This window comes from Cupriavidus sp. GW821-FHT02F09, assembly GCF_059421605.1.
In genome coordinates, this window is record NZ_JBWKVH010000005.1 from 12,135 (window position 1) to 24,520 (window position 12,386).

At 55.6% G+C, this 12,386-nt stretch carries 11 protein-coding genes and 1 pseudogene; 10 read left to right on the forward strand and 2 right to left on the reverse strand.

Annotation, left to right across the window (positions count from 1 at the left end):
- Nucleotides 1–81 precede the first annotated feature (81 nt).
- The 10 genes and pseudogenes from AC07XB_RS07490 to AC07XB_RS07535 all read left to right on the forward strand — a co-directional run bounded on the left by AC07XB_RS07490 (nt 82) and on the right by AC07XB_RS07535 (nt 10,027).
- The gene (locus AC07XB_RS07490; RefSeq protein WP_492827806.1) at nt 82–1,914 is read left to right on the forward strand and encodes a hypothetical protein; all 1,833 of its coding nucleotides are present in this window, start codon (nt 82–84) and stop codon (nt 1,912–1,914) included.
- A gap of 216 nt (nt 1,915–2,130) precedes the next feature.
- A pseudogene (locus tag AC07XB_RS07495) lies at nt 2,131–3,096 on the forward strand (IS5 family transposase).
- Nucleotides 3,097–3,141: 45 nt separating this feature from the next.
- Nucleotides 3,142–4,014: a WbqC family protein gene (locus tag AC07XB_RS07500; RefSeq protein ID WP_492827830.1), complete on the forward strand. Its 873-nt coding sequence runs from the start codon at nt 3,142–3,144 to the stop codon at nt 4,012–4,014.
- Nucleotides 4,011–4,955 (forward strand): glycosyltransferase family 2 protein, encoded by a 945-nt coding sequence (locus AC07XB_RS07505; protein WP_492827804.1) that lies wholly within the window; start codon nt 4,011–4,013, stop codon nt 4,953–4,955. The genes AC07XB_RS07500 and AC07XB_RS07505 overlap by 4 nt, the downstream gene beginning before the upstream one ends.
- Entirely contained in the window at nt 4,948–5,673 is a 726-nt protein-coding gene (locus tag AC07XB_RS07510) for a class I SAM-dependent methyltransferase (RefSeq protein WP_492827802.1), read from the forward strand. Before AC07XB_RS07505 ends, AC07XB_RS07510 begins: the two co-directional genes overlap by 8 nt.
- 49 nt (nt 5,674–5,722) lie before the next feature.
- Complete coding sequence (locus AC07XB_RS07515; protein WP_493688068.1) at nt 5,723–6,745, forward strand: ATP-grasp domain-containing protein; 1,023 nt, start codon at nt 5,723–5,725, stop codon at nt 6,743–6,745.
- Nucleotides 6,726–7,412 carry a metallophosphoesterase family protein gene (locus AC07XB_RS07520; protein WP_492827798.1) on the forward strand — a complete coding sequence of 229 codons (687 nt, stop codon included), beginning with the start codon at nt 6,726–6,728 and terminating at the stop codon, nt 7,410–7,412. Before AC07XB_RS07515 ends, AC07XB_RS07520 begins: the two co-directional genes overlap by 20 nt.
- Nucleotides 7,366–7,857, forward strand: a complete 492-nt coding sequence (locus AC07XB_RS07525) for an EamA family transporter (RefSeq protein WP_492827796.1) — start codon at nt 7,366–7,368, stop codon at nt 7,855–7,857. Before AC07XB_RS07520 ends, AC07XB_RS07525 begins: the two co-directional genes overlap by 47 nt.
- Nucleotides 7,858–7,909: 52 nt before the next feature.
- Complete coding sequence (rffA, locus tag AC07XB_RS07530; protein WP_492827794.1) at nt 7,910–9,058, forward strand: dTDP-4-amino-4,6-dideoxygalactose transaminase; 1,149 nt, start codon at nt 7,910–7,912, stop codon at nt 9,056–9,058.
- A gap of 189 nt (nt 9,059–9,247) precedes the next feature.
- Complete coding sequence (locus AC07XB_RS07535; RefSeq protein WP_493688069.1) at nt 9,248–10,027, forward strand: class I SAM-dependent methyltransferase; 780 nt, start codon at nt 9,248–9,250, stop codon at nt 10,025–10,027.
- Between the two features lie 224 nt (nt 10,028–10,251).
- Here AC07XB_RS07535 and wecB read toward each other — a convergent pair whose 3' ends face one another.
- The gene (gene wecB / locus AC07XB_RS07540) at nt 10,252–11,370 is read right to left on the reverse strand and encodes a non-hydrolyzing UDP-N-acetylglucosamine 2-epimerase (RefSeq protein WP_492827790.1); all 1,119 of its coding nucleotides are present in this window, start codon (nt 11,368–11,370) and stop codon (nt 10,252–10,254) included.
- A gap of 4 nt (nt 11,371–11,374) precedes the next feature.
- On the reverse strand, nt 11,375–12,385 hold the full coding sequence (locus AC07XB_RS07545; RefSeq protein ID WP_492827788.1) for a polysaccharide biosynthesis protein: 1,011 nt from the start codon (nt 12,383–12,385) through the stop codon (nt 11,375–11,377).
- Between the last annotated feature and the right edge of the window lies 1 nt (nt 12,386).

Here is a 12,386-nt window from a genome sequence, read left to right on the forward strand (position 1 = left end):
GCGATAACTCGTCAGGCGAGGCTAGTTGACAGGTCTTTGACCGAGTAATAGCCCTCGCTATTCAAATATTTGAAGTGCCACATGCAAAAATTAGTCGTTCAAGACGAGAGTGTAAAGCAGGATTCAGCCTCTGTACCGCTGCTCGCCATAGTTTCGGTAATGAGTACCGTCTGCATGCTTGGCTGGCTGCTTTGGTACTGTCAGTATGGTTTTGACTTTACGGATGAGAGCTTTTATTTGAACTGGATGTCGCGTCCGTTTAATTATTCTGCATCAAGTACTCAGTTCGGTTTTTTGTACCATCCATTGTACAAACTTGTTGGCGGCGATATTGCTTCGCTGCGGCAGATCAACGTCGTTTTTTCTTTCTTCTTAGGGTGGGCCTCGGGCTGGTTACTTCTCAGTCGTCTTTTTGGTGCGCGGACGATTGAATTCACGCTGAAGCTCGCGATTTCGTTGGGTATCGCGACCTCCAGTCTAATGCCCCTTGTATTCGCAGGCATGTGGCTGCCGACACCAAGCTATAACTCTTTGACTTTCCAAGGGATATTGGTTGTCGTTATAGGGTTGCTCTTGGCTGAAAAGACAGTCGTCCGGGCAAGCATTGCCGGCTGGGTTCTAATTGGTGTTGGAGGATGGATGGTTTTCATGGGAAAGCCAACATCTGCCGGGGCGCTCGCTCTGATTGCTGCATTCTATTTGCTGCTTACGGGAAAAGTTCGCTTCAGGCTGCTGGCAATTGCTGTGGGTGTTGCAGTAGGACTGATTCTTGCTTCGGCATTTGCGATGGATGGATCACTCATCGAATTTGCTCAGCGTTTGAGAGAAGGGGCAGGCGCTCCCAAGTTATTGGATAGCAGCTATACGGTTGATCGGATTTTCAGGCTCGATGAGCTATTGCTAGACGAAAATACCAAGATATTTCTATTTCTTGTTGCTGGCATTATTTTTTGCGCAACCTGGCTAGGGAAAATCGATTTCGCCGGATATCCGCGTGGTAAGGGGTTGGTGTCGGCAGGATGCGTATTTTTTGGTTTACTAGTGGCATTTCGATTCTTCCCGCTAGAGGTTGTGCCCGGAAAATATCGAGGGCTACTACTGTATGCGGCTCCTTTCGGGGCGGCTGCGGCAGGTTTTTCGGTATTTCGTCTCAAAGGACTTCTGAAAATCCGCTGGTCGCACTGGATTTCATTTCTTTCATTTCTCGCTTTGCCCTATGCGTATGCATTCGGCACGGAGAATAATTATTGGATTCCAATTTCAAGTGCCGGTATTTTCATTGTCTTTGCCGGGATTTATCTCCTCGGTCCGATCGCCTCATACGTAAAATTGCCCGGCATCCTTTTTTCTCTAAGCCTCTCGATTCAAATGATATCGGGGGCGCTGATTAATCAGGGGCTGCTGTCTCCGTATCGGCAGCTGGCACCGCTGCGCCAGAACGATTCCGCAATTGACGTGGGGAAGCCCGGCGCGACGTTGGTACTGGCGAAGAAGTCGGCTCGATATCTTGCAACTGCCAAGGATATAGTAGCGCAGTCCGGCTTCGAACCGGGGTCTCCGATGATTGACCTTAGCGGACATTCGCCGGGGATGGTCTACGCGCTCGGGGCAAATGCCGTCGGAATGGCTTGGGCTTTGGGCGGTTATCCAGGAAGTAACCGGTTCACGGTGGAAGGCTTGAAGCACGTGCCGTGCCGGCAACTTGCGGTTGCGTGGTTCTTAACTGAGCCCCAAGGGCCGCAAGCGATTTCGTCGGGTATTCTCTCTAGCTTTGGTGCAGAATTGTCGGGGGACTTCCGGATCGTTGGTACACTTATGTCCCCCGAGGGGCAAATCCAATATTTTTATAAGCCCATTCGCGATGTGGATGCGGCATCTGCTGCCTGCGAGGCAGCAAGGGGAGTCGATTCTTAATGACGACGATCATCCGCTGATCGGACTTTGGCGGGTGACAGGGATAATTTGGCATGAATTCCACCACGGACGAGTTTATCGCCTAAGGCGAGATGTGGTGTCGCGCGATGCGACTGGAGCGGCCGCGATCAGTTCAAATTTCGCCATCTAAGGATGGTGTTCAACACTCGCCGCAGACCGGAAACTCATAACGTTTTTTTCAGCGACAATAAGTGCATGAAACAAACTGACCTCGGTCTGGACCTGAGCAACCGCAGAACGCGCAAGCGTGTGTTTCTCGATGAGATGGAACGCGCACAGTACCTTGGGATGAATTTCCGGCGCGTACTGGGCTGCACGCCCCAACCAAGGCAACGAGCCACCGGCCGTTTCCTCTCGCAGCGATGCTGCGTGTTCACCTGATGCAACTATGGTCTGAGCGACGCGGCGATGGAAGAGATGTTGTACGACAGGCCGCTGTACCGCGAATGCGCTGGCCTGGGCGGCATGAGTCGCCTGCCCGACCGCGTCAGCTTCCTGCGCTTTCGACTTCTGCTCGAGCCACACCAGCTTGCCGAGCAGTTTCTCAAGATAGTCAACGAGCAGCTCAATGCCGAAGGCTTCTTGCTCAACGAGGGCACAGTGGTCGATGCCACGTTGATTGCCATGCCGAACTCCACCAAGAACAGGGGCGGCGGGCGTGACTCTGAAATGCACCAGGCCAAGTAAGGGAATCAATGGCATTTCGGCATGAAGGCGCACATTCGTGTCGATCCCGAATCGAGATTGGTGCACACCGTGGTGGGCACGGCGGCCAATGTCAACGATGTCAAGCAAGCTCATGTCTTGCCGCATGGTGAGGAGCGCGACGTGTTCGGTGACGTTGGTTACCAAGGTATTGAAATGTGTGGTGAGACCCAAGACATCGCGGTCAACCGGCACGTCGCAACGTGCTCAGGCGAGCGCCGCGCTTTGGACAAGGGCACCATCGAGGGGGGCAAGCTGCGCGACTAGCTTGAACGCATCAAAGCCCCCATCCGCGCCAAGATGGTGCACCGGTTTCGCATCATCAAACAGCAGTTCGGCCACAAGAAGGTGCGCTACCGTTGCTTGATGAAGAGCACGCAGCAACCGCAGACGCTGCCTGCCTTGAGCAATCTGTGGATGATGCGCCATCGACTGCAACCGGGTGCCGAGGGATGAGTACGCCCTCAACGGCGCGAAACGCAGGCGACAACGCCGGTGACGATGCAGAAGCTGGTGCCTATTCTGGCCGAAGCGCTCATCAAAACCATCTTGTCACGCTCACACTGTCAGCACGACCCTGCTGACGTTGTTTTGAACATCATCGATAGCCAGTGGCCTTCGTTTACAATTGAACTACCTGCTGCATCGCCATTCGCGTGCTGTTTTATGCACTTTATGATGAAAAAACTCGCAATCCTTCAGTCCAACTACATACCGTGGAAGGGGTATTTCGACATGATCGCCGCTGTGGATGAGTTCATCCTCTACGACGATATGCAATACACGCGACGCGACTGGCGAAACCGTAATCAGATCAAAACACCGCAAGGTGTGCAGTGGCTAACAGTCCCTGTTCAAGTCAAGGGGAAGTACGAGCAGAAAATCAGGGATACCGAGATCGACGGCAACAATTGGACCCTGACCCACTGGAAGGCACTGGAGCAGAATTACCGCCGTGCGCCATACTTTGACGATATCAAGGTATGGCTTGAACCGCTCTACCTTGCTGAGTCCTACACTCATCTCTCGCAATTGAATCGTCGTTTGATCGAGGAAATATGCAAATACTTGGGAATCAGGACAGTTATTGCAAATTCCTGGGACTATGTACTCTGTGACGGAAAAACGGAGCGCTTGGCCGCTCTTTGTGCTCAGGCTGGGGGTACGGAGTATATTTCTGGCCCTTCGGCCAGGGACTACATTGAAGAAAGTGTATTCAGCGAAATGGGTATCAAGCTAACCTGGTTTGACTATTCCGGATACTCGGAGTATCCACAGCTTTGGGGCGACTTCACCCACGGGGTCACGATTCTCGATCTGTTGTTCAACTGCGGCAATCAGGCGCACCATCACATGAGGTATGTGCGTCCATGAAGCTTTCTATTGTCACGACACTCTATCAATCTGCTCCGTACATTAGCGAGTTCTATCGGCGGACGAGCGCCGTTGCCAGACAATTTGCGGGTGACGACTACGAGATCATCCTGGTGAATGATGGCTCTCCCGATAACAGCTTGGATCTTGCGGTCGGGTTGAGCGAGTCGGACCCACATATCGTAGTCGTCAACCTATCGCGGAACTTTGGCCACCATGCCGCCATCATAGCTGCCCTAAGTCACGCAAACGGTGAGTGTATATTCTTGATCGACTCCGATCTTGAGGAGCAACCCGAATGGCTGGTGGAGTTCGCCCGGCGCATGGAAGAGACCGAGGCGGATGTAGTGTACGGCGTTCAGCGTGAACGCACTTCCACCTTTTGGGCAAATGCATTCGGTGAAATCTTCTGGCGTGCCTTAAACGCATTCTCCTCCGTGCGCATCGGCCAAAATCCAATGACGTGCAGGCTCATGACGCGAGACTACGTCGATGCGCTATTGTCGGTGCGGGACCGCGTGCTCTACCTTGCTGGCGTGTTTGCGTGGGCAGGCTTCAAGCAGGTGACGCTTCCGCTTGTCAAGAATGAGCGGCCAACTGCGCAGGCTTCGAGCTATAGCTTGACTCGAAAGCTTGTCCAGGTTGCGGATTCGTTCTCCTCGTTCAGCGTAGCTCCGCTAACCGCGATCTTTTTGCTGGGCCTGATTATCTGGCTCGGCTCGATCGGTTTCGGCGTGGCCCTGGTGGTGCGCAAGCTACTCGCTCCGGAGACAGTCCTGTCAGGGTTCGCCTCGGTCATGCTGTCGATCTGGTTTCTCAGTGGCACGATGATCCTCGTGCTGGGAGTGCTAGGGCTTTACGTCGCCAAGATATTCCAGGAAGTGAAACGCCGCCCGCTATATATTGTTCGCAACGTCGTCCGGAATCCCGAACGTGACTAATTTGCTCGATTCATATGTCCAGGCATACGGGGAGGGGTTCGCCTACTCTTTCGATAACGACCTGATGCTGAACTGGTATCCGAAACGCATTATCGAGAAGGTGCCGGCATCTGCACACGTGCTCGAGTTGGGCGTGGGCCATGGGTATACCACCTTGCGATTTGCAAGGCACTTTGCACGCACGCTTGTGGTTGATGGGTCCGCGGCAGTCATCGAAAAGTTTTGTATCGAGCATCCCGAATGCACAGCACAAATAGTTGAAAGCTATTTTGAGTCTTTCAACACAGAGGAGCGTTTCGACGTAATCGTCATGGGATTCGTGCTCGAGCACGTGATCGATCCGGATCTAGTCCTGCGGCATTTCAAGCAATTTCTTGCCCCAGGTGGCTGTTGTTTCATCGCGGTGCCGAATGGCGAATCCATGCATCGCCGCCTCGGGCACGCGGCAGGGCTTCTCGATGACATGATGGCCCTTGGGAAAGGGGACCTCGAGCTTGGCCATTTGCGGCAGTACTCCAAGGAGAGTTTGCTCGAGCAGTTAGACGCGGCCGGTTACCACGTTCGATCTCTCGAGGGCATATTCCTGAAACCTTTCACGACTGCGCAGCTGCAACAGTTGAAACTGAGCCCGGGCATTACTGACGCCCTTTGCGAACTCGCTGTCGGTTATCCGGAACTGAGTTGTGCTCTCCTTGCCGAAGTTGAGCCGCGCGATTGATGGGCCAAGCTGTGATAGTTAGTCTCTTCCAACTGCCAGGCTCGCCACTATGGATGTACATGACGGCGAAACCGGCCCGTACCTCGGGGCAGGCGCAATGAGCACGATTCTGGTTACAGGTGTCGGTGCGATCATCGGGTATGGCGTGCTTCGTTCCCTGAGGGCGGCCGGGAGTACGCATCGATTGATTGGTGCCGACATTTATCCGGATGCCGTCGGACAGGCTTGGTGCGACAGCTTCGAGCGCGCGCCTTTAACAAATTCGATCGAATACCTCGACTGGCTCGCGGCGGTTGTGAAGCGTCATCGGGTCGACCTAGTTGTGCCGGGGATCGAACAGGACCTGCACCGGCTCTCGGATGCACGGGAGTCGCTGCCAGATCTGGGAATTCGCTGCGCGCTGAATGACAGGGCGTTGGTCGATCTGTCCAAGGATAAGTGGCACACTTTCCTGGCACTAGAGGAGATTGGTGATCGGGCGCGCATTCCCACGTTCGCGTCAGGTAGTTTTGAAGAGCTTGCCGATCTGCTGGGCCTTCCATTCTTGCTCAAGCCTCGCAGAAGCTATGCCTCGAAAGGCATTGTGCGCGTGACGTCGGCGGAAGTTTTTGCGTTACATGCGGCAGAAATGGGTCAGAAACTGATCGCTCAGCCAATTGTCGGTTCGGACGAGGGCGAATACACGGTTGGCATCTTTGGCGATGGCGCGGGCGGAGTAGCTGCGTCGATTACCCTCAGGCGCAAGCTGGCACAGGATGGTTCGACAGCGAAAGCGTGGGTAGCGCAGGATGCTACGCTGGATGTGGAGGTCGGGAGACTGGTTTCGCGCTTTCGTCCATGTGGGCCGACGAACCTGCAGTTTCGTGCTCATGAAGGCGGATGGTACCTGCTGGAGATCAATCCACGAATTTCGTCGTCTACCTCGCTTCGTGCAGCTTTCGGTTACAACGAGAGCCAGATGTGCGTTGACTATTTTGTTGAGGGCAGATTGCCGAGCCAGCCTGCCATTTCTCGGGGTTTTGCTGCACGCTATATTGAGGATTACGTAGTCCATGATCGGTCTCATTTCTGATATCCACGGCAACCACGCAGCGCTGGAGGCGGTATTAGGCGCGCTGGATTCGATGCAGGTTCAGGCGATTTACTGCCTTGGTGACGTAGGCGGCTACTACAGCGAGATCAACGCATGTTGCGCCACACTGCGCGAGCGAGCGATACCGACGCTAATGGGGAACCATGACTGGTATCTCGCAAGCGGTGAGCCTTGCCCACGCTCGCGAAGCGCGAACGATTGCCTGACGTATCAGCGCAGCGTAATCGAAGCCAGGCATCTGGAATGGCTCAAGGGATTGCCGCTAAAGCTCGAAGATGGAGATTTGCGAATGATCCACGGTGGCTGGCGGGATCCGCTCGACGAGTATCTGGAGCCCTCGAATGCCTATTTTGCCGAGCTCGACGGGCGCTTCTTCGTTTCGGGCCATCTTCATGTCCAATACGTCTGGCATGGAGCCAGGGCAGTCTACTGCAACCCTGGAGCGGTGGGGCAACCACGAGACGGCGACCCACGTGCCGCCTTTGCGACGTGGGATCGCGATAAGTTTGCTCTGCATCGGGTCGAATATGACGTGGATCGTACCGCGAGGGCGATGCAGGCTGCTGGTTTCGGCCCGTACTTCTACGAGAATCTATACGATGGTGCCCGCATTGGCGGGCAACTGTCGCATCGCCCAGTTTCCTGACCGGGCTTCGGTTGCTTCAACGGCGCGCAGGCAACGCGTCGGTTCGCCTATTTATGACTCAATATCAATGAAATCAAGACCGTTGGATTACCTCTGGATTCTCTTGACGATTTTCTTCACCGTCTATGGCCAGGTGATTCTGAAGTGGCGCGTACAACGTTTTGGGGCATTGCCGCCCGAACTCACGGATAAAGTGCTGTTTTTGTTCCGCGTGTTGTTCGACCCGGGTGTATTTTCCGGCATTTGTGCGGCATTCCTTGCATCACTCTCATGGATAGCGGCCATGACGAAGTTTGAGTTGAGCTATGCCTATCCATTTGTCAGCCTTTGTTTTGTGGCAGTCCTAATTCTGAGCACTTGGTTGCTGGGAGAACCTTTGTCCACGTTGAAAATTCTTGGTGTGGTCTTCATCGTGTTCGGCACCATATTGGCCAGCCAAGGCTGAGTCCAGAACAGCTCGACCGCGCTACCGTACACACCATGCATTGGGCCAGGATATGAAAGATACGACGACACCATTCAATCGACCGCACATGACCGGGAAGGAGTTGCACTACATTGCACAGGCGCACTTCAATGGCCAACTTGCGGGCGACGGACCGTTCACAAAACTATGCCATGCTTGGCTGGAGAAGCAGACTGGCAGCCCCAAGGTCCTACTGACGCATTCATGTACTGCTGCACTCGAGATGGCTGCGCTCTTGCTGCACCTGAGTCCCGGCGACGAAATCATCATGCCTTCGTACACCTTCGTATCCACGGCAAATGCATTTGTGTTGCGGGGGGCAAAGCCGGTCTTTGTCGACATCCGGCACGATACGCTGAATATTGACGAGACGCTGATAGAAGCCGCAGTGACCCCACGCACGCGTGCCATTGTTCCGGTTCACTACGCGGGCGTCGCCTGCGAGATGGACTCCATCATGCAAATCGCGGCGCGACATGGCCTAGTCGTGGTGGAAGATGCGGCGCAGGGCGTGATGTCGACGTACAAGGGACGGGCGCTTGGCAGCATTGGCCAGCTGGGGGCCTATAGCTTCCATGAAACGAAGAACGTGATTTCTGGCGAAGGAGGTGCGCTGCTAGTGAACCGTGCCGACCTTAGCCTGAGGGCAGAGACTATTCGTGAGAAGGGGACCGACCGCAGCCGTTTCTTTCGGGGCGAAGTGGATAAATATACTTGGCAGGAGGTAGGTTCATCGTTTCTGCCGGGAGAGTTGGTCGCGGGGTTCCTCTGGGCCCAATTGGAAGAGGCTAGCCGGATTACGCGGGAGCGGCTCGCGATCTGGGACCGCTACCACGAGGCATTTGCCTCGCTGGAGGCTGATGGAGTGTTGCGTCGCCCAATTGTTCCGGCGGACTGTGGTCACAATGCCCATATGTACTACGTGTTGCTTGGGCCGTCGATCGATCGCCAGCGGGTCATCTCGGAACTGAAGCGGCGCGGAGTATGGACGGTATTCCACTATGTGCCGCTGCATAGCTCGCCGGCCGGCCAACGCTATTGCCGCGCCGAAGGCGATCTGCCCGTGACCTGCTCAGCCGCGGAGCGGCTGCTACGGCTGCCGCTATGGGTCGGGCTTTCACCCGAAGAGCAGGAGCAGGTGATAGCGACGGTTGTGGATGCCCTGAGCCATGCCGTCTAGGCTGTTCCGGGGAGATTTCGGCGCTTGAGCGTGCATTTGCTTCTCTTATACCGTGATCTCAAGGTCGGGAGCGATGAGGTAATACCTTGTCTTGGCAGGTAAAATTTTGTGGAGCCACTTGCAATGGCACGTAGTTCGGAATCAGATTGCAACGAAGAGGAGCGCGGCCAGGTCGGCCGCATAGAGAGTATGACCATCAATCAGGGTCAGCAACCTGGTCAGGGCGAGGGCTTTCGTCCGGAAGACTTCGAGACGCTTGCGAAACTGGAGAGTGATAGCTTCTGGTTCAGGGCGAGAAATCAGATCATCCTGTGGGCTAGCAGGCCGTTACTGCGTGCCGGATCCAGTTTCTGTGAAATTGGCTGCGGCACGGGATTTGTGATTGCGGCTCTCGCAAGCGAAATGCCATCGGTGAAGTTCTCCGCGACGGAACTGTTCGGCAATGCGCTGCCGTATGCGCGCGCTCGCGTGCCCGGTGCAAGTTTTTATCAGATGGACGCACGAGATATTCCGTTTCGCTCTGAATTCGATGTGATCGGAACCTTCGATGTGCTGGAACACATCCACGAAGATGAAGAGGTGCTAGGGCAGATCTACAAGGCGCTCAAGCCTGGCGGCAAGCTGGTGATCACTGTTCCACAGCATCCGTTTATGTGGAGCCACCAGGATGAGAGAGCCTGCCATGTGAGGCGATATACGCGTGCGGAGATGATTCAGAAGCTGAGAAAGGCGGGGTTCTCCGTGAATTTGACAACTTCATTCGTTAGCTTGCTTCTGCCTCTGATGTACGCTGCGCGCCGTCCCAGTAGAGTGGATAGCTCTGATTACGATCCTGCCGCAGACTTGCGGCTCAATCCGGTAGTCAATGCGATGATGTTATTCGTCATGACGATTGAGCGCCAGCTTATTAGGGGCGGGGTGCGTTTCCCGCTTGGCGGATCGCTGCTCGTTGTGGCTACAAAGACCTAAGCCGAATGCTTCTAAGGCTGGTGTCGCGGTTTGAAGGGGAGACCAACTGGGTAGACAGACCCACTGCGTAATGAGCAGCATGGCGTGAGTCTGTCGGAGGAGCGCTGCGCGCAATCCGCAAATTCGACGACGTCGATCCTTCGGCCCGTTTGCGTGATGCCGTTACCCACGTCGTCGATCACCCCTTCAAATGGAGCGGAGTAACTCCACTCCGGAACGTTGGTTCAAACCGACTTATGCCAAACCGTCCGGTTCACATAGTCGGTGTAGCTAAGCACAATGCGCGCGACCTGGACGGACACGTGCGGATTCTCATAGTCTGCAACGGGGAGTACCGGAGCGCGCGCAGGATCGTACTGGCTTGTCACCATACGAACCGCGTCCAGCACGCGATCCTTCTTCAGGCCCGACATGACCAACGTGCCCACATCCATGCCCTCGGGGCGCTCGTGCGCATTCCGGATGGTCACCGCGGGCAGGTTCAGCAAAGAGGTTTCCTCGGTGATCGTGCCGCTGTCGGATAGCACGCAGAATGCCTCTTTCTGCAGCTTGATATAGTCGACAAAGCCAAATGGCTTCGCAAACTCGATCCCGTGCTCCGGCAACTTGCGGTCAAGCTTGGCGAGCCGTGCGCGTGTGCGCGGATGTGTGGATACCAAGACCCGGTGACCGAACTGCTCGACCAGCGCCTCCAGCGAGTCGAGCAAGTCGTGCAATGCTTCCGGCGAATCGACGTTCTCCTCACGGTGAGCGCTAACGATGAAGTACTCCCTGGGCTTCATCCCTAGACGCACAAGCACGTCGGATCGCTCGATCTTTGGCGCGTAGTAATCGAGGACTTCCCGCATGTGCGACCCGGTCCGGAAGATCGTTTCCGGGCGGACACCTTCATCGAGCAGGTACCGGCGGGCGTTTTCCGTCAGGACAAGATTGATGTCGGAGAGGTGGTCCAGGACTTTGCGATTGAGTTCTTCGGGAACGCGCTGGTCGAAGCAGCGATTGCCCGCTTCCATATGGAACACCGGTACTTTGCGCCGCTTTGCAGGTATGACCGCCAGGCATGAGTTGGTGTCGCCGTACAGCAGGAGGGCATCCGGCTGTTCCTGTTCGATCACCTTGTCGGCGCGCTCGATGATTCGGGCGATGGTCTCCGCGGGCGTCTCGCCGGCCACTTCAAGAAAATGGTCCGGGCGACGAATCTCGAGATCGTCGAAGAAGACCTGGTTCAACTCGTAGTCGAAGTTCTGTCCCGTGTGCACCAGGACATGCTGGGTGTGACGCTCGAGTTCGGCGATCACACGGCTCATCTTGATCAGTTCGGGCCGCGTGCCGACGATCGTCATAACCTTAAGCACGGAGCTCCTCCTGCACGTAGTCCAGCTTCTGCAGCAATTGCTTCACCTGCTCGACGCTAAGTCGTTCAGTGTTGTGAGAAGTATAGTCTTCGGCCTGGGAGATACTCGTTTCGCCCTGGACGAAGTACTTGTTGTAGTTCAGGTCGCGATCGTCCGCGGGAATCCGGAAATACCGGCCCATGTCTTCGGCCCTGGCCATTTCCTCGCGCGAAACCAGCGATTCATAGAGCTTCTCGCCATGGCGAGTCCCGATGACGCGAACCTTGCTCTTGCTGTTGAATAACTCGATCAAGGCCTGGGCAAGGTCCCCGACCGTCGAGGCAGGTGCCTTCTGGATGAAAATGTCCCCTTGCGTGCCGTGCTCGAACGCGTGCAACACCAGGTCAACCGAATCCTCCAACGACATCAGGAAACGCGTCATGGTGGGGTCCGTGACTGTCAAGTCCTTGCCTTCCTTGATCTGGCCGATGAACAGGGGAATCACTGAGCCGCGCGACGCCATCACGTTGCCATAGCGGGTAGCCGACATGACCGTATCGCCCGGACCCTGAATGCGGGACTTGGCCACCATCAGCTTTTCCATCATGGCCTTGGAGATGCCCATCGCATTGATCGGGTAGACCGCCTTGTCGGTACTCAACACGACCACGCGTTCGACATCGGCGGCCGTCGCTGCGTGCAGTACGTTCTCCGCGCCGAGAACATTGGTGCGTACTGCTTCCATCGGGTAGAACTCACAGGACGGAACCTGCTTGAGTGCGGCGGCATGGAAGACATGGTTGACGCCCTTCATGGCATCGCGCACGCTAGCCTCGTCGCGAACATCCCCGATGTAGAACTTGAGCTTGGGGTTGGCCAGCGCAATGCGCATGTCCTCTTGCTTCTTCTCGTCGCGGCTGAAGATCCGGATCTCGCGCACATTGGTGTTCAGGAAGCGTTTGAGTACGGCGTTCCCGAACGAGCCAGTACCCCCGGTGATCATCAATACCTTATCGTCGAACATT

Bases quoted from the DNA above. Each gene is read 5' to 3' on its own strand.
- AC07XB_RS07545 (WP_492827788.1), bottom strand. From the start codon at position 12,385: ATGTTCGACGATAAGGTATTGATGATCACCGGGGGTACTGGCTCGTTC.
- AC07XB_RS07520 (WP_492827798.1), top strand. From the start codon at position 6,726: ATGATCGGTCTCATTTCTGATATCCACGGCAACCACGCAGCGCTGGAG.
- rffA (WP_492827794.1), top strand. From the start codon at position 7,910: ATGAAAGATACGACGACACCATTCAATCGACCGCACATGACCGGGAAG.
- AC07XB_RS07490 (WP_492827806.1), top strand. From the start codon at position 82: ATGCAAAAATTAGTCGTTCAAGACGAGAGTGTAAAGCAGGATTCAGCC.
- AC07XB_RS07515 (WP_493688068.1), top strand. From the start codon at position 5,723: ATGGATGTACATGACGGCGAAACCGGCCCGTACCTCGGGGCAGGCGCA.
- AC07XB_RS07525 (WP_492827796.1), top strand. From the start codon at position 7,366: ATGGTGCCCGCATTGGCGGGCAACTGTCGCATCGCCCAGTTTCCTGAC.
- AC07XB_RS07535 (WP_493688069.1), top strand. From the start codon at position 9,248: ATGACCATCAATCAGGGTCAGCAACCTGGTCAGGGCGAGGGCTTTCGT.
- AC07XB_RS07500 (WP_492827830.1), top strand. From the start codon at position 3,142: ATGCAGAAGCTGGTGCCTATTCTGGCCGAAGCGCTCATCAAAACCATC.
- wecB (WP_492827790.1), bottom strand. From the start codon at position 11,370: ATGACGATCGTCGGCACGCGGCCCGAACTGATCAAGATGAGCCGTGTG.
- AC07XB_RS07505 (WP_492827804.1), top strand. From the start codon at position 4,011: ATGAAGCTTTCTATTGTCACGACACTCTATCAATCTGCTCCGTACATT.